The sequence below is a fragment of the Micromonospora sp. RL09-050-HVF-A genome (genome assembly GCF_019374995.1).
GTDB lineage: Bacteria > Actinomycetota > Actinomycetes > Mycobacteriales > Micromonosporaceae > Micromonospora > Micromonospora antibiotica.
The window spans coordinates 5,563,227-5,583,112 of the sequence record NZ_JAGKQP010000002.1 but is presented as its reverse complement, the minus strand read 5'-3'; the positions used below and the strand labels follow the sequence as shown (position 1 = coordinate 5,583,112).

General features: G+C 73.1%; 16 protein-coding genes and 1 pseudogene. 11 read left to right on the top strand and 6 right to left on the bottom strand.

Annotation, left to right across the window (positions count from 1 at the left end):
* Nucleotides 1-43 precede the first annotated feature (43 nt).
* Both J7462_RS24860 and J7462_RS24855 read right to left on the bottom strand, forming a co-directional pair.
* Nucleotides 44-1,453, bottom strand: coding sequence for an amidase (locus J7462_RS24860; RefSeq protein ID WP_219467268.1), 1,410 nt, complete (start codon nt 1,451-1,453; stop codon nt 44-46).
* A gap of 17 nt (nt 1,454-1,470) precedes the next feature.
* Nucleotides 1,471-2,610, bottom strand: a complete 1,140-nt coding sequence (locus tag J7462_RS24855; RefSeq protein ID WP_219467265.1) for a cystathionine gamma-synthase — start codon at nt 2,608-2,610, stop codon at nt 1,471-1,473.
* A 125-nt stretch (nt 2,611-2,735) separates the two neighbouring features.
* Between J7462_RS24855 and J7462_RS24850 the strand changes: the two genes are divergently transcribed.
* The 6 genes and pseudogenes from J7462_RS24850 to J7462_RS24825 all read left to right on the top strand — a co-directional run bounded on the left by J7462_RS24850 (nt 2,736) and on the right by J7462_RS24825 (nt 9,644).
* Nucleotides 2,736-3,149 (top strand): HIT family protein, encoded by a 414-nt coding sequence (locus tag J7462_RS24850; protein ID WP_219467262.1) that lies wholly within the window; start codon nt 2,736-2,738, stop codon nt 3,147-3,149.
* Between the two features lie 109 nt (nt 3,150-3,258).
* Entirely contained in the window at nt 3,259-3,921 is a 663-nt protein-coding gene (msrA, locus tag J7462_RS24845) for a peptide-methionine (S)-S-oxide reductase MsrA (RefSeq protein ID WP_219467246.1), read from the top strand.
* A 77-nt stretch (nt 3,922-3,998) separates the two neighbouring features.
* Nucleotides 3,999-4,565 carry a GrpB family protein gene (locus J7462_RS24840; protein WP_219467242.1) on the top strand — a complete coding sequence of 189 codons (567 nt, stop codon included), beginning with the start codon at nt 3,999-4,001 and terminating at the stop codon, nt 4,563-4,565.
* A gap of 285 nt (nt 4,566-4,850) precedes the next feature.
* Nucleotides 4,851-6,641 (top strand): N-acetylglutaminylglutamine amidotransferase, encoded by a 1,791-nt coding sequence (locus tag J7462_RS24835; protein WP_219467239.1) that lies wholly within the window; start codon nt 4,851-4,853, stop codon nt 6,639-6,641.
* Between the two features lie 2 nt (nt 6,642-6,643).
* On the top strand, nt 6,644-8,473 hold the full coding sequence (ngg, locus tag J7462_RS24830) for an N-acetylglutaminylglutamine synthetase (RefSeq protein WP_219467237.1): 1,830 nt from the start codon (nt 6,644-6,646) through the stop codon (nt 8,471-8,473).
* Nucleotides 8,470-9,644 (top strand): annotated as a pseudogene (locus tag J7462_RS24825) (osmoprotectant NAGGN system M42 family peptidase). Before ngg ends, J7462_RS24825 begins: the two are co-directional and overlap by 4 nt.
* Before the next feature lie 146 nt (nt 9,645-9,790).
* Here the strand turns inward: J7462_RS24825 and J7462_RS24820 are convergent.
* Complete coding sequence (locus tag J7462_RS24820; RefSeq protein ID WP_219467235.1) at nt 9,791-11,509, bottom strand: alpha/beta hydrolase domain-containing protein; 1,719 nt, start codon at nt 11,507-11,509, stop codon at nt 9,791-9,793.
* Between the two features lie 473 nt (nt 11,510-11,982).
* On the opposite strand from J7462_RS24820, the gene J7462_RS24815 reads away from it, so the two are divergent.
* Nucleotides 11,983-12,912, top strand: coding sequence for a ribonuclease Z (locus tag J7462_RS24815; protein WP_219467233.1), 930 nt, complete (start codon nt 11,983-11,985; stop codon nt 12,910-12,912).
* Entirely contained in the window at nt 12,909-13,427 is a 519-nt protein-coding gene (locus J7462_RS24810; RefSeq protein WP_219467231.1) for a GNAT family N-acetyltransferase, read from the top strand. The genes J7462_RS24815 and J7462_RS24810 overlap by 4 nt, the downstream gene beginning before the upstream one ends.
* Nucleotides 13,428-13,430: 3 nt before the next feature.
* On the opposite strand, the gene J7462_RS24805 is transcribed toward J7462_RS24810, so the two are convergent.
* From J7462_RS24805 to J7462_RS24795, 3 genes are all read right to left on the bottom strand, one after another.
* Nucleotides 13,431-14,339 (bottom strand): intradiol ring-cleavage dioxygenase, encoded by a 909-nt coding sequence (locus J7462_RS24805; protein ID WP_219467229.1) that lies wholly within the window; start codon nt 14,337-14,339, stop codon nt 13,431-13,433.
* 170 nt (nt 14,340-14,509) lie between these two features.
* Nucleotides 14,510-15,880, bottom strand: coding sequence for a cystathionine beta-synthase (locus J7462_RS24800; protein ID WP_208568533.1), 1,371 nt, complete (start codon nt 15,878-15,880; stop codon nt 14,510-14,512).
* A 75-nt stretch (nt 15,881-15,955) separates the two neighbouring features.
* On the bottom strand, nt 15,956-16,312 hold the full coding sequence (locus J7462_RS24795; RefSeq protein WP_204928292.1) for a YkvA family protein: 357 nt from the start codon (nt 16,310-16,312) through the stop codon (nt 15,956-15,958).
* A gap of 182 nt (nt 16,313-16,494) precedes the next feature.
* On the opposite strand from J7462_RS24795, the gene J7462_RS24790 reads away from it, so the two are divergent.
* The 3 genes from J7462_RS24790 to J7462_RS24780 all read left to right on the top strand — a co-directional run bounded on the left by J7462_RS24790 (nt 16,495) and on the right by J7462_RS24780 (nt 19,884).
* Nucleotides 16,495-17,544, top strand: coding sequence for an SGNH/GDSL hydrolase family protein (locus tag J7462_RS24790; protein ID WP_219467226.1), 1,050 nt, complete (start codon nt 16,495-16,497; stop codon nt 17,542-17,544).
* Between the two features lie 85 nt (nt 17,545-17,629).
* Nucleotides 17,630-18,433: an SGNH/GDSL hydrolase family protein gene (locus J7462_RS24785; protein ID WP_208568535.1), complete on the top strand. Its 804-nt coding sequence runs from the start codon at nt 17,630-17,632 to the stop codon at nt 18,431-18,433.
* 188 nt (nt 18,434-18,621) lie between these two features.
* Complete coding sequence (locus J7462_RS24780) at nt 18,622-19,884, top strand: acetyl-CoA C-acetyltransferase (protein WP_219467224.1); 1,263 nt, start codon at nt 18,622-18,624, stop codon at nt 19,882-19,884.
* The last annotated feature ends 2 nt before the right edge of the window (nt 19,885-19,886 follow it).

Below are 19,886 nucleotides of genomic sequence, written 5' to 3'. Positions count from 1 at the left end.
CTCCGGCACCGACGGCCCGGCACGGGGCGGTCAGGCGGGCGGGTCAGGCGACGGCCGGGGAGCCCGTGTCGACCCGGGGGTAGCCGGGGGCGTGCCGGGTCCAGGGGGCCTGCATCTCGAACTGCCCGGCGACACCGAGCAGCAGCAGTTCCGACCCGGGCGGGCCGACCAGTTGCGCGGCGACCGGCAGGCCGTCCGGGCGGCGGCCCACCGGCACCACGATCGACGGCAGGCCGGCGACGTTCCACGGGGCGGCGAACGGGGCGTACCGGATGTTGGTCCTCATGTTCGCCAGCCAGGACCGGCCGGACCAGGCGGTGGCCTCCGGCGGCGGCCCGGCCAGGGCCGGGGTGAGCAGCAGGTCGACCGCGTGGTCGGTGAAGAAACCGACGGAGCGGTCGCGCCAGGCGGCCCGGTCGGCCTCCCGCACGTACCCCCGGCGTTGCGCCCACTCCCCCAGCGCGACGTGCCGGCGGCTGCGCCGTTGCAGGCCACGCCGGTCGATGCCGGCGGCCCGCACGTCGGCCGCGGCGGCGGCGAGCCAGGTGGCGATGCCCTGGAGGCCGAGCGAGGTCGGGTAGACCGGGTCGGCGGGCACGGTGTCGTGGCCGGCGGCGGCGAGCAGCCGGCCGGCGGCGGCCACCGCGTCCCGGTTGGGCGCGTCCGGCGACACACCGCGCACCGGCGAGCGCAGCGACACGCCGACCCGCAGCCGGGGCGGGGGGACCAGCTTGTCCGGGCGACGCCCGGCGAGCACCTGGAAGCCGACGGCGGCATCGGCGACCGTGGTGGTGAGCATGCCGTGCTCGGTCAGCCCGAACCAGTCCTCCGCGCCGAGCTGGCACGGGACCACACCCCGGCCGGGCTTGAGCCCGACCAGGCCGCAGCAGGCGGCCGGGATGCGGATCGAGCCCAGCCCGTCGTTGCCGTGCGCGATCGGCACCAGCCCGGCCGCGACCGCCGCGGCGGCTCCGCCGGAAGACCCCCCGGGGGTACGCCGCAGGTCCCACGGGTTACGGGTGACGGCGGTCGCGTCGTCGGTGATCGCCCAGAGTCCCAGCTCCGGCATCCGGGTCACCCCGAGGATCACCGCGCCCGCGCCGCGCAACCGGCGCACCACCTCGTGGTCGGCCTCCGCCACCGGGGTACGTGCGGCGACCGACCCGTTCCAGGTGGGCAGGCCGGCGACCGGGGTGTTCTCCTTGACCGCCACCGGCACCCCGGCGAGCGGGAGGTTCGCCAACTCCTCCTGCTCGTCGACCTTCTCCGCCTCGGTGATCGCCTCGCCGCCCCGGACCACCCGGAACGCGGAGAGGGCGCCGTCGACCCGCCCGACGTGGTCCAGGTGGTCGGCGACGACCTGGGTGGCGGAGACGTCGCCCCGGCGTACGCCCCGGGCGATCTGCTTGGCGGTCGCCCCCACCCAGGTCGGCATGATGTCCTGCACGGCCACCTCTTCCCAGCCCGCGGTCAGCCCAGCGCCTGCTCCAGATCGGCGAGCAGGTCGTCGACCGTCTCGATGCCGACAGACAGTCGCACGAGATCGCCGGGAACTTCAAGCGGCGAGCCGGCAGCACTTGCGTGTGTCATCCGGCCCGGGTGCTCGATCAGGGACTCCACCCCGCCGAGCGACTCGGCGAGGACGAACAGCCGGGCCCGGTTGCAGACCTGCACGGCGTGTTCCTCACCGCCGGCGGCCCGGAAGGAGATCATCCCGCCGAAGCGGCGCATCTGCTTGGCGGCCACCTCGTGTCCGGGGTGCGACGGCAGGCCCGGGTAGATGACCTGGGCGACCTTGGCGTGCCCGTCGAGGAAGGCGGCGATCCGTTCGGCGTTGTCGCAGTGCCGGTCCATCCGTACCCCGAGGGTCTTGATGCCGCGCAGGGTCAGCCAGGCGTCGAACGGGCCGTTGATCGCGCCCATCGCGTTCTGGTGGTAGCGCAGTTCGTCGCCGAGGGTCGGATCGGCGACGATCAACGCGCCACCGACCACGTCGGAGTGCCCGCCGACGTACTTGGTGGTGGAGTGCACCACCACGTCCGCGCCGTGCGCGAGCGGCTGCTGCAGGTACGGCGAGGCGAACGTGTTGTCGACCGCCAGCAGCGCCCCGGCCTCGTGCGCGAGCCCGGCCAGGGCGGCGATGTCGGCGATGCCGAGCAGCGGGTTCGTCGGCGTCTCCACCCAGACGATCTTCGTCTCGGGGCGGATCGCGGCCCGGACCGCGTCGACGTCGGAGACCTTCGCCGGCGTGTACGTCAGCCCCCACCGCTCGGCGACCCGGGCGAACAGCCGGTAGGTGCCGCCGTACGCGTCGTCGGGGATCACCACGTGGTCGCCGGGCGAGCAGACCGTCCGCAGCAGGGTGTCCTCGGCGGCCAGGCCGCTGGCGAAGGCGAGCCCGACCCGACCCCCCTCCAGCGCGGCCAGGCACTCCTGGAGCGCGTCGCGGGTGGGGTTGCCGGAGCGGCTGTACTCGTAGCCCTGCCGGGGCGCTCCGACGGCGTCCTGGGCGTACGTGCTGGTCTGGTAGATCGGGGGGATCACCGCGCCGGTGCGGGCCTCCGGGTCCTGGCCGGCGTGGATGGCGAGCGTCTCGAAGCCGTGACTCATCCCGCAGACGTTAGTCCGCCCCGCCCCGCCCGCCGGGCGGAACCCGCCCCCGCTCATCCCGCGCCGCGCCCCGGCGGCGTCCGCTCGGCGTGGTGGGCGGGCGCGCAGGGCTCTAGGCTGCGCGGGTGAGCGGGTGCGTGTTCTGTCAGATCGTGGCCGGGGAGGTGCCGGCGTTCCGGGTGGCCGACGAGCCGGACGGGGTGGCGTTCCTGGACACCCGGCCCGTGTTCAAGGGGCACGTCCTGGTGGTGCCCCGCGCCCACCTGGTCACCCTGACCGACCTGCCGGCGGCCGACCTGTCCGGCTACTTCGGCCTGGTGCAGCGCCTGGCGGCGGCCGTGGAATCCGGTCTGGGGGCCGGTGGGACCTTCGTGGCGATGAACAACCGGGTGTCCCAGTCGGTGCCGCACCTGCACACCCACGTGGTGCCGAGGACCAAGGGCGACGGCCTGCGCGGCTTCTTCTGGCCGCGTACCCGCTACGCCGACGACGCCGAGGCCGACTCCTACGCCGGGCGGGTCGCCGCCGCCCTGCCCTGAGACCCGCCGACATTCGGCGAGGCCCGGGGGCGAGAGCCGGGACGCAGCGGGTAAGGAAGACGGGCCCGCCGGTGTTGCATGCGGGGAGAGGTACGAGAGGAGTTCCACCGTGTTCCTTCGCCGCATGAAGGCCGAGATGATCAGCCCCGACCAGGCCCTGCCCGGCCGCCCGATCGCGATGCCGATCGGGGACCGGCACGAGGTGCTGCCGTCGTCGCTGAAGGGCCCGTTCCCGGAGGGTGCCCAGGTCGCCGTCTTCGGCATGGGCTGCTTCTGGGGCGCCGAGCGGCTGTTCTGGACCCTCCCGGGGGTGCTGACGACGTCGGCCGGCTACGCGGGCGGCTACAGCGCCAACCCGACGTACGAGGAGGTGTGTTCGGGGATGACCGGGCACGCCGAGGTGGTCCAGGTGGTCTACGAGCCCACCGCGATCAGCTACGAGGACCTGCTCAAGGTGTTCTGGGAGAACCACGACCCGACCCAGGGCATGCGTCAGGGCAACGACGTCGGCAGCCAGTACCGCTCGACGATCTACACCACCAGCGACGAGCAGCTGGCCACCGCGCAGGCGTCCCGGGACGCGTTCGCGCCGATCGTGGCGCGGGCCGGTAAGGGTGAGATCACCACCGAGATCGCCCCGCTGGGCGACTACTACTTCGCCGAGGACTACCACCAACAGTATCTGGCCCCGACGAAGAACCCGAACGGCTACTGCAACCACGGACCGAACGGGTTGAGCTGCCCGGTCGGGGTGGCCCGTACCGCCGGCTGAGAGAGCCCCGGCAGGTGAGGGCCGTGATCGCGGGCGGAACTGCCCGTTCGAGGAACGCGCGAGGGAGCATGGGCCCGATGAGTCACGATCCGGCCGGGGGTGTGCGGGTCATCAGAATCGTCGATCACGATCCGGCCTGGCCACAACGGTTCCGGGAGGTGGCAGGTCCACTGCGCGCGGCATTGGGCGATGTGGCACTGCGCATCGACCACATCGGCTCCACCTCGGTGCCGGGCCTGGCGGCCAAACCGGTGATCGACCTACAGATCTCGGTGGCCCGGTTGGCACCCGACGAGCCTTTCCGGGTGCCGTTGCAGAGCCTGGGACACGTGTTCCGGGACAAGAACCCGGAACGTACGAAGCGGTACTTCCGGGAACCGCCGGGGCAGCCGCGTACCCACATCCACGTGCGGATGGCAGGTAGTTTCTCGGAGCAGTTTCCCTTGCTGTTCCGCGATTACCTGCGGGTGCATCCACAGGCCGCCGAGGAGTACGCGGCGGTCAAGCGTGACCTGGCCGCCAGACATCCGCACGATGGGCTCGCCTACACGAACGCGAAGGCCGGGTTCTCCTGGGCGCTCATCCGTCGCGCCGACGACTGGGCCCAGGAGACCGGGTGGTCGCCGGGCCCGAGCGACGCATGAGCACCGACGGTGTGAGCTGCCCGGTCGGGGTGGCCCGTACGGTCGGCTGACCGACCCGGACACCGAGCGGCCGTCGGGCGACCCGCCCGACGGCCGTTTTCCGGAGCCTGCGGTGTTTGTCACATCGTGGGCCCGGGGCGAATCGGGCACCCGTCGGGCCCCGGGCAGGAACGTCGGCCCGCGCGGGGCCGTCACGGTGAGTGGCGCACATGCTAGCAATCCCGTAACACCATCGACATCAGCTCAACAGGCGAAGTGCAACAACCTCTGGCAGCATTGGCTGGCATGTGCGGACTTGCGGGAGAGTTCCGGCGTGACGGTTCCCGGGCCGATGTGTCGGCGGTGGAACGCATGGCGGCCACGATGAGTGACCGGGGGCCCGACGACAGCGGAGTGTGGTCACAGGGGGCCACCGCCCTCGGGCACCGCCGCTTGAAGATCATCGACCTCTCCGCCGCCAGCGGGCAACCGATCGTCGACCCGGCCGCCGGGCTCACCGGCGTGTTCAACGGCTGCATCTACAACTACCGCGAGCTGCGCCAGGAGTTGCAGGCTAAGGGCCACCGCTTCTTCTCCTCCGGCGACAGCGAGGTGGTGGTCAAGGCGTACGCCGAGTGGGGGCTCGACTTCGTCGACCACCTGATCGGCATGTTCGCCGTCGCGATCACCGAGCGGGACACCGGCCGGCTGGTGCTGGCCCGGGACCGGCTCGGCATCAAGCCGCTCTACCTGGCCGAGACGCCGGGCGTGGTGCGGTTCGCCAGCACCCTGCCCGCCCTGCTGGCCGGCGGCGGGATCGACACCACCATCGACCCGGTGGCACTGTCGCACTACCTCAGCTTCCACAGCATCGTGCCGCCGCCGCGCACCATCCTGCGTGGCGTGGCCAAGCTCCCCCCGGCCACCGTCCGGGTCTACGAGCCCGACGGCCGCACCCACGAGCGGGTCTACTGGGACCCGTCGTTCACCCGGGACGCGTCGCGCGCCGACTGGTCGGCCCGGGACTGGGAGGACGCCCTGCTGGAGTCGCTGACCACCGCCGTACGCCGGCGGATGGTCGCCGACGTGCCGGTGGGCGTGCTGCTCTCCGGCGGCCTGGACTCCAGCCTGGTGGTGGCGCTGCTGGCCGGCGAGGGGCAGACCCGCTCCGGGCTGTCCACCTTCTCGATCGGCTTCGACGCCGTCGGCGGGCGGGAGGGCGACGAGTTCGTCTACTCCGACCTTGTGGCCAAGACGTTCGGCACCGACCACCACCAGCTCAAGGTGGCCGCCGGTGACCTGGTTCCGCCGCTGGAGGCGGCGGTGGCCGCGATGAGCGAGCCGATGGTCAGCCACGACTGCGTCGCCTTCTACCTGCTGAGCCAGGAGGTCTCCAAGCACGTCAAGGTGGTCCAGTCCGGTCAGGGCGCGGACGAGATCCTCGGCGGCTACCACTGGTACCCGCCACTGGCCGGCATCGACCGGGAGCAGGCCCTCGACTCGTACGCGAAGGCGTTCTTCGACCGGGACGCGGCCGGGCTGGCCCGGGTGCTCAACCCGGCGTGGCTGGCCGACGGCGATCCGGCGCGCGAGTTCGTCGCCGCCCACCTGGGCCGGGCCGGGGCGCAGACCGCCGTCGACGCCGGCCTGCGGATCGACACCCAGGTCATGCTCACCGACGACCCGGTGAAGCGGGTCGACAACATGACCATGGCGCACGGCCTGGAGGCCCGGGTGCCGTTCCTCGACCACGAGTTCGTGGAGCTGGCGGCGAGCTGCCCGCCCGAGCTGAAGCTGGCCCAGGGCGGCAAGGGCGTGCTCAAGGAGATCGGCCGCCGGGTCCTGCCGCACGAGGTGATCGACCGCCCCAAGGGTTACTTCCCGGTGCCCGGCCTGACCCACCTGGAGGGCAAGCTCCTCGACCGGGTCCGCGACGCGCTCACCGCGCCGCAGGCCCGCCGCCGCGACCTGTTCCGTGCCGACTACGTCAATGCGCTGCTCGCCGACCCGAACGCCGAACTGACCCCGTTGAACGGAAACAAACTGTGGCAACTGGGACTCCTGGAAATGTGGCTCCAGAGCCACGGAATCGACTGACCGTGAACGAGACCCTCGCGACCGGCACGGCCCGTACCGACCGGGAGCGGGTGCTCGGCCGCCGCCGGGAACGCATCGGCCCCGGCGGTGACCCGGTCGCGCCGGCCACCGCACCGGAGCCGCGCCGGGAACCGGCCGGGCCGTCAGACGTGGTCCTGGACTGCGGCTGGGGGCGGCTGGTGTTCGGCCAGACCTTCCACGAGCAGGTGGCGGTGGCCCATGTGCTGCGGTCCGAGGCGGCCGGCTCCCGGGACATCTGCATCTACCTGCGCGACCCGCACGTGCTGGTGTCCCGGCTGCCCGACGAACTGTTCATCGACCCGTCGCTGACCTACCGGCTGCCGCTGGGTGAGCGCCGCCCGGAGGCCACCGGGCGGATGGAGATCCCGGGGCTGGTCGTCCGGCCGCTGCGCGACGCCGACGACGCGGACGCGGTGAACCGGATCTACGCCCGCAACGGCATGGTCACCGCGCCGGTGGAGGTGCTCGTCGACAACGCCGGCACCGACCGGTTCCTGCACCTGGTGGCCGAGGCGAGCACCGGGGAGATCGTCGGCACCATCACCGGCGTCGACCACGTGGCGGTCTTCGGCGACCGGGAGAACGGCGCGAGCCTGTGGTGCCTGACCGTCGACTTCAACACCGCCCCGCCCGGCACCGGTCAGGCCCTGCTCACCGAGCTGGCCGACCGGCTCGACGAGCGGGGCCGGGCGTTCGTCGACCTGTCGGTGCTGGCCGAGAACTCCGGCGCGATCCGGCTCTACGAGCGGTTGGGTTTCCACCGCACCGGCACGCTCTGCGTCAAGCGGAAGAACCCGATCAACGAACGGCTGTTCCTGCCGGCCACCCCGGCGGGCTACGACGAGCTGAACCCGTACGCGAGGATCGTCGCCGACGAGGCGATGCGGCGCGGCATCCGGGTGGAGGTCACCGACGCGCACTGGGGTGAGCTGCGGCTGACCAACGGCGGCCGGACGATCGTCACCCGCGAGTCGCTGTCCGAGCTGACCTCGGCGGTGGCGATGAGCCGCTGCGACGACAAGCGGGTCACCCGGCGCATCCTCACCGAGGCGGGCCTGTCGGTGCCGCGTGGCCGGACCGCCACCGGCGACGCCGACGACCTGGCCTTCCTCACCGACGTCGGCCCGGTGGTGGTCAAGCCGGCCCGGGGCGAGCAGGGCAACGGCATCACCGTCGGGGTACGCACCGCCGAGGCGTTGGCCACGGCCGTCGAGCTGGCCCGCCGGTTCTGCCCCGACGTGCTGATCGAGGAGCTGCGCGCGGGCGAGGACCTGCGGGTGATCGTGATCGACCATGAGGTGGTGGCCGCCGCCGTACGCCGACCGGCGCAGATCACCGGTGACGGGGTGCACGACGTCACCGCGCTGATCGAGCGGCAGAGCCGACGCCGGGCCGCCGCCACCGGCGGGGAGTCCCGCATCCCGGTCGACGAGATGACCCGCGAGGTGGTGGCCGAGGCCGGGCACCGGATGGACGACGTGCTGCCCGAGGGGCGGGTGCTGGCGGTGCGCCGGACGGCGAACCTCCACACCGGTGGCACAATCCACGACGTGACGGCCGAACTGCACCCGACGATCGCCACCGCCTGCGTGGCGGCGAGCCGGGCCCTGGACATCCCGGTGACCGGGCTGGACCTGCTGGTCCCCGCCCCCGACCAGCCCGAGCACGTGTTCATCGAGGCGAACGAGCGGCCGGGGCTGGCCAACCACGAGCCCCAGCCGACCGCCGAGCGCTTCGTGGACCTGCTCTTCCCCGGCACCCGGGCCCCGCAGCGCCTCTGGAGCCCGGCCGGGCCCGGAGGGGTCGCGTGAGCCTCAAGCCCCTGGAGATCGACCTGGACTACCTGCGCCAGGTGCTGGTGGAGTTGCTGGACATCCCCAGCCCGTCGGGGCGTACCGACCACGTGCAGCAGTACGTGGGGGAACGCCTGTCCGCGCTGGGCATCCCGTCCACGCTGACCCGGCGGGGGGCGCTCAGCGCCTGCCTGCCCGGCCCCGGCAGACCGGTGCCGACCGGGCGATCGTGGTGCACACCGACACCATCGGCGGGATGGTCAAGCGGCTCAAGGAGAACGGCCGGCTGGAGCTGAAGACCATCGGCACCCACTCGGCCCGGTTCGCCGAGGGCGCGCACGTGCGGATCTTCACCGACGACCTGGACCGGGTGGTCACCGGGCAGGTGTTGCCGTTGAAGGCCAGCGGGCACCGCTACAACGACGACGTCGACCTGCAGGGCGTCGGCTGGCAGCACGTCGAGGTACGCGTCGACGAGCCGGTCGAGGACATCGCCGGCCTGCGGGCGCTGGGCATCGACGCGGGCGACTTCGTGGCGTTCCTGCCGAACCCGATGGTCACCCCGTCCGGTTACGTGAAGTCCCGGCACCTGGACGACAAGGCCGGGGTGGCGGCGGTGCTGACCGCGTTCAAGGCGGTGGTGGACGCCGGTATCACCCCCACCGTCACCGCCCACCTGCTGGTCACCGTCACCGAGGAGATCGGCCACGGCGCCAGCCACGGCCTGGACCCGGACGTCGCCGAGATCGTCTCGGTGGACGCGGCGGTGGTCGCGCCGGGCCAGCAGTCCCGGGAGGACGCGGCGACCCTGGCGATGGGCGACGGGGTCGGCCCGTTCGACTACCACCTGACCCGCAACCTGGCCACCATCGCCCGGGAACACGGGGTGGACCTGGTCCGCGACGTCTTCGACTACTACCGCTCGGACGTGGCGGCGGCGGTCGAGGCGGGCGCGCACGCCCGGGTGGCGCTGCTCGGTTTCGGGGTGGACGCCACCCACGGCCACGAGCGCACCCATCTGGACGGCCTGGCCCACCTGACCCAGTTGCTCTGCCTCTATCTCCAGAGCGACCTGGTCTTTCCCGAGTGGGACGCCGAGCCGGAGGGCGACCTGGCCGACTTCCCGTCGCTGGCGGTGCAGCCGGCCAACGAAGACGGCCCCCGTGAGGGCCCGATCGGCATCGACTGACCGGCTCCGCGCAGCCCTGACCACCGGCCCGGCCGGCGGTCACGTCGCCGGTGGGTGGCGGCCCGCGTCGCGCCCGCCACCCACCGGCCGGGTCGATCGCTGCCCGGCGGGTGACCGACGCCTTCGCACCGGCCACCCCGGCCGGGTCACCGGTTGCGGCGGTCCGCCGCGTGCAGGAGCGCAATCAGCGCCTCGGTCGGTCGCAGCACCGCGTCCCGGGCTGCCGGGTCACCGGTGATCCGCTGCCGCGCCCGGTCGGCCAGCTGCGCCAGCAGTTCACCGGCGCGGGCCGCGTTGCCGGCGGTGCCGGCCTGCTCGGCCCGCTGGAGCCGGTCGGTCAGCCGGGCCGCCACGTACTCGGTGATCCGGCCGGCGGCGACGTACTCCGCGATCAGGTACCGCAGGTCGGAGTACCAGGCGGGGTCGCGGGTGAACGACGCGGGCAGGTGACCGGCGTCGGCGGCGGCGAGGGTCGCCGCGACGCTGGCGTCCACGTACGACCCGACGGTCGGGTATCGGGTGGCGAGTTGCGCGTCGGTCAGCGGCACCGAACTGCCGTCGAGGAAGCAGAAGCCGGGTCCGGTGTTGCTGCCGCTGTTGACCCGCAGCGGCACCTGGTGCTGGGCGAGCCGGATACCGCCGAGGGCGAGCCCGAGGTCGTCGCGGGCGATGGCCGGCGGGGTCGTGGTGGTCGTCTGGATCGGCGGGGCACTGGGCGGGGCCACCTGCCGGGCGACCCAGGCGACGGTGTGGTCGTAGACCGCGTTCTGCACCATGTGCTGCGGGACGCGCGACAGCGAGGGCAGCGTGCAGGTCTGCGGTTCACCCGGGTAGCCGCCCGGGTAGCTGCCGATGTCCCGCTTGCGCAGCGGCCCGTAGTCGGTGATCAGCTTCCAGTCGCCGTGCGACGCGCCGGCCACCTCCCAGGAGCGCAGGACGGGCGAGTCGGCCTGGGCGCGGGCCGTCGCGGGCAGGATGCCGCTGGCCACGTCCCCCTCGGAGTTGATCCGGAACACCGGTGTGGTCAGGTCGGTGCGCAACACCCCGCCACCGCCGTGCAGGACGACCGCGTCGAGGACGTTCGCCGACTGCTGGACGCCGTTGTAGTAGTTGGCGAGGCGGCCGGCCGACTGCGAGTGGCCGGTGGCGATCACGTACTGCGGGGCGGGCAGCTTGCCCAGCGGGTCGACGCCGGTCGGGTTGCGGACCGCCTTCACCGCCTGGCTGAAGATGTCGTACGAGAGGCTGTCGTCGGTGACGGTGCCGCCGACGGTGACGTCCAGCGGGCCGTACCGGGTGGGGCTCCACGCCTTGAGCCCGGTGGCGGAGTGCAGCCCGGCCCGCTGGGCGGAGACCCCGACCCAGGCGTAGCCGGAGCGGATCAGGTGTTCGTGCGACTGGAACCAGTCGACCTCCTGGTCCCACTGGTTGCTGACGTTGTTCCACTCGGCGATGACGACACCGTTGAACTTCGTGGTGTTGGCCGGCCGGCGGACCACCAGCCGGGTGCCGTACGGCTGGTCGGTGCCGAGGGTGGTCGCGTTCTGGGTGCCCTGCACGGCGTACCGGGTGGCGGTGCCGAAGAGGAAGAACTCCTCCTCGACGTAGCCGGCGGCGGCCAGGTTGACGTCGGTGGCGAGGAACGGGTAGCCGTGACCGGGGTCGCCGACCGGGGTGGTCCGGGCGATCGGCCCGGCGACCACCGGGTTCGCCACGGTCGCGCCGGTGGCGGTGGACGGCCGGGGCGTGGTCGGCGCGGCTGCGGTCGCCGGGTGGACCGGGCCGGTGGCGACGGCCAGCGCACCGACCAGGCCGAGGGTGAGACATCGTCGGGTGTTCCTGCGGGTGGTGGACGAAACGGGCACGGTTCACCTCACGGGGGGAGCGACCGAGGGGACGACTCGGGCGGCAGCGGCGAGACGTGGCCACTGTGGGGCAGAGAGTAATGCTCACTTCAGGCGAAAGATAGGCCAGACGAGCACGAACTTTCGCCGACTTGAGCAAAAGTCGCCGGCCTGCGACCCTCCCCCGCCGGCATGACGCCGTCTGCGGGATCGCGCGAAAAATCACTACCGGCACCCGGGGCGCAGTGGGTAGCGTGGCGGTACACGGGAAAGGAGGTGGTCCAGACTTGTATAGCAATCGGACTCGTGAGGTGGCTGTCCGCTAGCCGCTGTCCTCGACAGTGAACGACCAAGCATGATCGTCGAGACCGTGTGGCAGCGGTGCGGCGAAACCACGACAGCCACCCGACCCCCGGGGTGCCGACCCAGTCCAGTCGGCCCGTGCGCGAGCACGGAAGCCCCGGGGGTCGCTTCGTCTCCGGAGGAGGCCGGCGGTGTCCATGCGTGAGCTGACGGTGCTCGGTACGGCCAGCCAGACCCCCACCCGGCTGCGCAACCACAACGGCTACGTGCTGCGCTGGGACGACGAGGTGATCCTCTTCGACCCGGGCGAGGGCAGCCAGCGCCAACTCCTGCACACCGGGGTCACCGCCACCGACCTCACCCGGATCTGCGTCACCCACTTCCACGGCGACCACTGCCTCGGCCTACCCGGCACCATCCAACGGCTCTCCCTGGACCGGGTGCAGCACCCGGTGGCGGTGCACTTCCCCGCCGGAGGCGCCGAATACTTCGCCAGGTTGCGGCACGCCAGCAGCTTCCACGAGACCGCCGAGCTGGCCGTCGAACCGATCACCACCGACGGGCAACGGATCACCCTGGGCGTCGGCACGCTGGAGGCCCGCCGGCTGCGGCACCCCGTCGAGACGTACGGCTACCGGCTGGTCGAGCCGGACGGCTGCCGGATGCTGCCGGAGCGACTGTCCGCGTACGGCATCGGTGGGCCGGCGGTCGGCGAGCTGCTGCGCGTCGGGCACCTGGACGTCGGCGGACGCCGCGTCACCCGGGACGAGGTGAGCGTGGTCCGGCCGGGGCAGCGGTTCGCCTTCGTGATGGACACCGGCCTCTGCGACGGGGTGTACGCCCTCGCCGAACACGCCGACCTGCTGGTCATCGAGTCGACGTTCCTGGCGTCGGAGGCCGCGCTCGCCGCCGAGGTCGGCCACCTGACCGCCGGCCAGGCCGCCCGGGTCGCCACCGAGTCCGGGGTACGCACCCTGGTGCTCACCCACTTCTCCCAGCGGTACGCCGACCCGCGCCGCTTCCACGACGAGGCCCGCGAGCACTTCACCGGGGAGCTGGTGATCGCCGAGGACCTGACCACCGTGCCGGTCCCGCCCCGGCGGGTAGCCTCGGCCGGGTGACCGTCACGCTCCGTCCCGCCGTCGCCGACGACCTGATGCCGGTGGGCGCCCTGCACCAGCGGTCCCGGATCGCGGCCTACTCGTCGTTCCTGCCGCCCGAGGCGTTGGCCGACCCGACGCCCGAGGCAATGGGGGCGTACTGGGTCGAGCGGTGGACGTGGGAACGCGACGAGCACCTGATGACCGTGGCCGAGCGGGACGGCCGGCTGGTCGGGTTCAGCTACCTCGGCCCGGACGACGGGGGCGACCCGGCGACCGGGCTGCTCAACGCCATCCACCTCGACCCGGCCGAGCGGGGCCGGGGCACCGGCCGGGCGCTGATGGTGGACGCGTTGGACACCATGCGGGTCCGGGGCTGGCGTCGGGCGGTGCTGTGGGTGCTGGAGAGCAACGCCCCCGCCCGGCACTTCTACGAGCGCGGCGGCTGGCAGGCCACCGGCGATCGCCGGGACGAACGGATCGGCCCCACCCGCACCCCGCAGCTGCGCTACGCCCGGCAGCTGCCCGGCTGCTGACCGTCAGGTGCCGTCCTGGTCCGCGTCGACCGAGAAGTTGATCACTGATAGATACCCGTCGCCGTCCTCGACCACCTTCATCAGCATGCTCTCGGCAAAGATGTTGTCGTTGTCGTTGAAGGTGTCCCGCCCGGTGTGCGCGGCGTACGGCGCGGCGGCGTACACCCGGGTGTTGAGCGCCTCGTCGAACATCATCTGGGTGGTGAGCACCCGGTCGTCGCCCAGGTGCACCATCGCGTGGATGTGCGTGGTGCGGCCCCGGTACCAGCCCGGCCAGATGGTGGTGAACTCGACGATCCCGTCGGCGTTGGTGACCTGGGCGCCGCGCAGGTAGCGCTTGTCGTCGGTCGGCGTCAGGTCCGCCGCCGACCCCTCGGCGCCGCCGCCCGGGGCCGCCCCACCCCCTGGCGGGGTGCCGGTGGGCGGGGTGCCACCCGACGCGCCGCCGGGCGGATTGCCGCCGGACGGAGCGCCGCCGCCCGACGCACCGGACGACTGCGCCTCGGCACCCGAGTACAGGCCCTCGGCGTCACAGTGCCAGATCTCCACGACGGCGTTGGCCAACGGTCCGCACTGCTCGCTGTCCTGCACCCGGATCGCCACCCGCAGCCGGGTGCCCGCCCGGTCCTCCCGGATGTCGTTGCGGATCTTGTCGGCGTCGAAGTAGTACGGGCCCTGGGTGGTGCTCGCGGTCAACGTGCAGGTGTTCGCCGCGCCGAACAGCGCAGCCAGGTCGGCCGACGTGCTGGCGGTCGCCTGGGGGGACACGGTCTGGCCGGTCGACGTGGTGACCGTGCCGCTGTCCCGGCCGCAGGCCGCGAGCAGGCCGGCCAGCCCGATCGAGCCGACCCCCGCGATCAGCCGCCGACGGCTGACCCGCTGCCCCTCGTGGTGGTCCAGGTCGTGTCGCATGTCGTTCCTCCCATGGTCGGTGCCTCTCGGCTCACCCGACCGTAGGGAGGCTGCTCGGATGCCCTCTGTGCTGCCCCTGTGCCCGTGCTGTGAATGGTCGACCCGACGGCGACCGGCCCGGACACGCTGCGGGCCCCTCCCGTCGGAAGGGGCCCCGCAGCGGCGTCGGATCAGCGTGCGCCGAGGTGGGCGAGCAGGTCCTGACGGGTCAGCACGCCCTTGGGCTTGCCGTCGACCAGCACCAGCGCCGCATCGGACTTCTCCAGCAGGCCCACCGCCTCGCTCACCGGCTGGCCGCCACCGACCATCGGCAGCGGGTCACCCATGTGCCGCTCGATGGTGTCGTGCAGGTGGGCCTGACCGGTGAACAGGGCGTCCAGCAGGTCCCGCTCGGCGATCGAGCCGGCCACCTCGCCGGTGACCACCGGCGGCTCGGCCTTGAGCACCGGGAGCTGGGAGACGCCGTACTCACGCATGTAGTCGATGGCGTCGCGGACCGTCTCGGTCGGGTGGACGTGCACCAGTTCGGGCAGGCCGCCCGGCTTGCCGGCCAGCGCGTCGGCGACGGTCGGCTCGGTGCCGGGGTGGTCGAGGAAGCCGTACCGGGCCATCCACCGGTCGTTGAAAATCTTGGACAGGTAGCCCTTGCCGCTGTCCGGCAGCAGCACCACGACCACGTCGTCCGGGCCGGCGGCACGGGCCACCTCCAGCGCCGCCACCACGGCCATCCCGCAGGAGCCGCCGACGAGCAGCCCCTCCTCGCGGGCCAGCCGCCGGGTCATCTCGAAGGACGCCTTGTCGGACACCTCGATGATCTCGTCGGCGACCTCCCGGTCGTACGTCGCCGGCCAGAAGTCCTCACCGACACCCTCGACCAGGTACGGCCGGCCGGTGCCCCCGGAGTAGACCGAGCCCTCCGGGTCCGCCCCGATCACCCTGACCCGCCCCTCGGAAGCCTCCTTGAGGTAACGCCCGATGCCGGTGATGGTGCCGCCGGTGCCGACCCCGGTGACGAAGTGGGTGAGCCCGCCCCCGGTCTGCTTCCACAGCTCCGGGCCGGTGGTCTCGTAGTGCGAGCGCGGGTTGGCCGGGTTGCTGTACTGGTCGGGCTTCCACGCGCCGGGGATCTCCCGGGCCAGCCGGTCGGAGACGTTGTAGTAGGAGCGGGGGTCCTCCGGGGCGACGGCGGTCGGGCAGACCACCACCTCCGCCCCGTACGCGCGCAGCACGTCCTGCTTGTCCTGGCTGACCTTGTCGGGGCAGACGAAGACGCAGTGGTAGCCCTTGAGCTGGGCCACCAGGGCCAGCCCGACACCGGTGTTGCCGCTGGTCGGCTCGACGATGGTGCCGCCGGGCCTGAGCAGCCCGGCGGCCTCGGCGTCCTCCACCATCCGCAGCGCGATCCGGTCCTTGACCGAGCCGCCGGGGTTGAGGTATTCCACCTTCGCCAGCACGGTCGCGCTGATGCCCTCGGTGACGTTGCGCAGTCGTACCAGCGGGGTGTTGCCGATCAGGTCGACGACGTTGTCGTAGTACTGCACCTCGTTGTGCCCTTCGTTGCGGCGCCGGCGACGGCGGCCTGGCAGACGGTCCTTCGTCGCTCAGGGTACGTGCCCTCAGAGCGTCACATGACCGGGGATGACGGAGGCCCGACGCGCCTCCCACTCCAGGAAGCGCTCGGTCTCCGACAGCACGCTGCCGGCCAGCCAGGTGACCATCACGGCGTCGTCCACCAGACCGAGCACGGTCAGGAACAGCTCCGGCACCAGGTCGACAGGCGACACGACGTAGACCGTCGCCGCCGTCATCATCGCCAGCCGCAGCCCGCCGTCGTACTCGCCCCGGGCGGTCGCCCGGATCATCCGGGGCAGCGCCGCCAGCCGGGCACCCAACGACGGGCCACCCCGGGCACCCGCCGCCAGCGACCGGGCCAACGCCGTGAAGGCCGCGGTCCGCTTCAATGTCCTACCCATCTCATCCAGCCCCTCTCCACCGACCAGCGTGACTGTCCGGCGCAAGCCGTCGCCACCTGCGGCGGGGCGACCGCAGGTGGGCCCCGCCACCGGATCAGGTACCCAGAATCGTCGCGGCCCAGCCGGGAAACCGACCGTCCCGACGGAAGCGGGGGGCCGTCACGGCGCGATAATGTCGCTGTATGGGGGTGGCTGGTTCCGTCGTACCGGTGGTTCCGCGCTGGCATCGCGCCCGACAGGTCGCCCGGCTGGCGGCGATCGGCACGGGTGCCACCGCGGCGGCCGTCGCCGCGACCGGCGGGGTGCTGCTCGGCCAGGCCCGGCAGGCCCGACGCACCATCCCGATGGCGCAGGCCCCACCGCCGCGCTGCGACGGCGTCTACGGCGCCAAGATCCCCGGGACACCGCTGACCATGGTGATCCTCGGCGACTCCTCCGCCGCCAGTTACGGGGTGCTGCGGCGGCGGGAGACCCTGGGTTCGCTGCTGGCCACCGGGCTGTCCCGGCGACTGCACCGGGCCGTACGGGTGCACCGCTTCGCCGTGGTCGGCGCACTCTCCGCCGGGCTCCGGCCGCAGGTCGAGGCCGCCCTGGAGTGCGCACCGGACATCGCGGTGATCATGGTCGGCGGCAACGACGTCACCAACCGGTCGCCATACTCCGTGGCGGTCCGGCACCTGGTCGACGCGGTCCGCGCGCTGCGCGCGGCCGGCTGCGAGGTGGTCGTCGGGACCTGCCCCGACCTGGGCGCGATCCAGCCGATCCAACCCCCGCTGCGCTGGTTGGCCCGCCGGTGGAGCCGGCAGCTCGCCGCCGCCCAGACGGTCGCGGTGGTCGAGGCGGGCGGCTGGACGGTCTCCCTCGGTGACCTGCTCGGCCCCCGGTTCTCCGCCGAACCGACCCGGATGTTCGCCTCGGACCGGTTCCACCCGTCCGCCGAGGGGTACGCGATGGCCGCCGCCGCGCTCCTGCCGACCGTACTGTCGGCGCTCGGCGGCGGGGAACGCCGACCCGCCCCGGGCCGGGGCGACGGCGTGCGGTCGCTGCCCGAGGCCGCCCAGGAAGCAGCCCGGCACGCCGGCACGGAGGTCAGCGGCGCGCAGGTCCGGGGTCGGGAGCGCGGCCCCGCCGGCCGCTGGGCGCAACTGCGGCGGCGGGCCTTCTTCGGCGTCGGCGCGGTGCCGCAGTCCGGTGCCGCCGCCGACTCACCCCAACTGGAGGAACTGGCATGAGCGAGCACAGCGAGCGAACCACCGGGTGCCACGAATGCCACGCCGCGCCGGTCGGCATCGACGTGCACCTGCCGACGGTGACGCCATGACCGGCCGGTCCGTGGGCGGCGAGCTCGCCGTACGCCTCGGTAAGGCCGCGGCGGTCTCCCTGGTCGCCGGGACGATCGGCGGGGCGGCGGTGCTCGCCGGCCAGGCGGTGGCGGCCCGCAACCGCGACTACGCCCAGCCCGAACTGGGCCTGGCGCTGCGGGCCACGGTCGGCCGGGCCGGTGCCCCACCGCTGCGGCTGGTGCTGCTCGGGGACTCCTCGGCGCTCGGTGTCGGGGTGGGCCGCTTCGACGAGACGGTCGGCGGTCAACTCGCCTACCTGCTGGCCGAGGGGCCGACCGGTCGTCGGGTGCACCTGTCCAGCGTGGGGGTCTCCGGCTCCCGCTCCACCGACCTGTCCACCCAGGTGGCGCGGGCGCTGCTCGGGGACCGGCCGGACGTGGCGGTGGTGCTGATCGGGGCGAACGACGCCACGGCGATGAGCCGGCCGTTGGAGGCGGCGGCGTACCTCGCCTCGGCGGTGCGCCGGCTGCGGGAGGCCCGGGTCGAGGTCGTCGTCGGCACCTGCCCGGACCTGGGGGCGGTGCGCGCGGTGGCCCCCCCGCTGCGGCAGGTGATCGGGTGGTCGGGCCGGCGGGTCGCGAGGGCACAGACCGCCGCCGTGCTGGACGCCGGGGGCACGGTCGTCGACCTGGGTACGGAGACCGGGCCGGTGTTCCGGGCCGACGCCGGGACGCTGTGTCACGACGGCTTCCACCCGTCCGCCGACGGTTACCGGGTGTGGGCGCACGCCCTGCTGCCGGCGGTGGTCGCCGCCGCGAACGTCGCCTCCCGGCACTGACCGACCCCGGAACCGGCCCGGCGGTCCGGCGTGGCCCCGCGGTCCGGCTTACCCCGGCCGGCGTAGCCCGGGCCGGCGGGCCCGAGCTGCCGGCGGGGTCGACGCCGCCACCGGCGTACCGCCCGGGTGACATTTCCCGCTGGTCGGGCTGCTTCCGCGCCAAGTTACCGTCAAGTTAACGTTGGTTCATGCCGATTGAGTCGTCCCGCGACGCCGTCATCGTCGCCACCGCCCGGTCCCCCATCGGCCGCGCGTTCAAGGGTTCCCTGCGCGAGGTCCGCCCGGACGACCTCGCCGCCACCATCGTCCAGGCCGCGCTGGACAAGGTTCCCGGGCTCGACCCGACCACCATCGACGACCTCTACCTCGGGTGTGGGCTGCCCGGCGGCGAGCAGGGCTTCAACCTGGCCCGGGTGGTCGCCACCCTGATGGGCCTGGACGGGCTGCCCGGTGCCACCCTCACCCGCTACTGCGCGTCGTCGTTGCAGACCACCCGGATGGCGATGCACGCGATCCGGGCCGGTGAGGGCGACGTCTTCGTCTCCGCCGGGGTCGAGATGGTCTCCCGGTACGCCCGGGGCAACTCCGACACCCTGCCACCCGAGGCGCAGGCGCTGGTCGGCGGTGGCTGGGAGAACCCGCGCTTCGCCGAGGCCCGGCAGCGGTCGGTGGCGCGCGCGCAGGGCGACGCCGAGGTGTGGACCGACCCGCGCGACGCCGGGCAGCTCCCCGACATCTACCTGGCGATGGGGCAGACGGCGGAGAACCTGGCCCAGGTGTACGACGTCACCCGGGAGGAGATGGACGCGTTCGGCGTCCGCAGCCAGAACCTCGCCGAGAAGGCCATCGCCGACGGCTTCTGGGCCCGCGAGATCACCCCGGTCACCACCCCGGACGGCAGCGTGGTCGACACCGACGACGGCCCGCGCGCCGGGGTCACCCTGGAGGCGGTGGCCGGGCTGAAGCCGGTCTTCCGCCCGGACGGCCGGATCACCGCCGGCAACTGCTGCCCGCTCAACGACGGGGCCGCCGCCGTGGTGGTGATGAGCGCCCAGCGGGCCGACGAGCTGGGGCTGACCCCGCTGGCCCGGATCGTCTCCACCGGCGTCACCGCCCTGTCGCCGGAGATCATGGGCCTCGGCCCGGTCGAGGCGTCCCGGCAGGCGCTGCGCCGGGCCGGGATGACCGTCGACGACGTCGACCTGGTCGAGATCAACGAGGCGTTCGCCGCCCAGGTGATCCCGTCGTACCGGCAGCTCGGCATCCCCGAGGACAAGGTCAACGTGATGGGCGGGGCGATCGCCGTCGGCCACCCGTTCGGGATGACCGGCGCCCGGATCACCGGCACCCTGCTCAACGCCCTGCAGTGGCACGACGCGACCATCGGCCTGGAGACCATGTGCGTCGGCGGCGGTCAGGGCATGGCGATGGTGCTCGAACGGCTCAGCTGAGC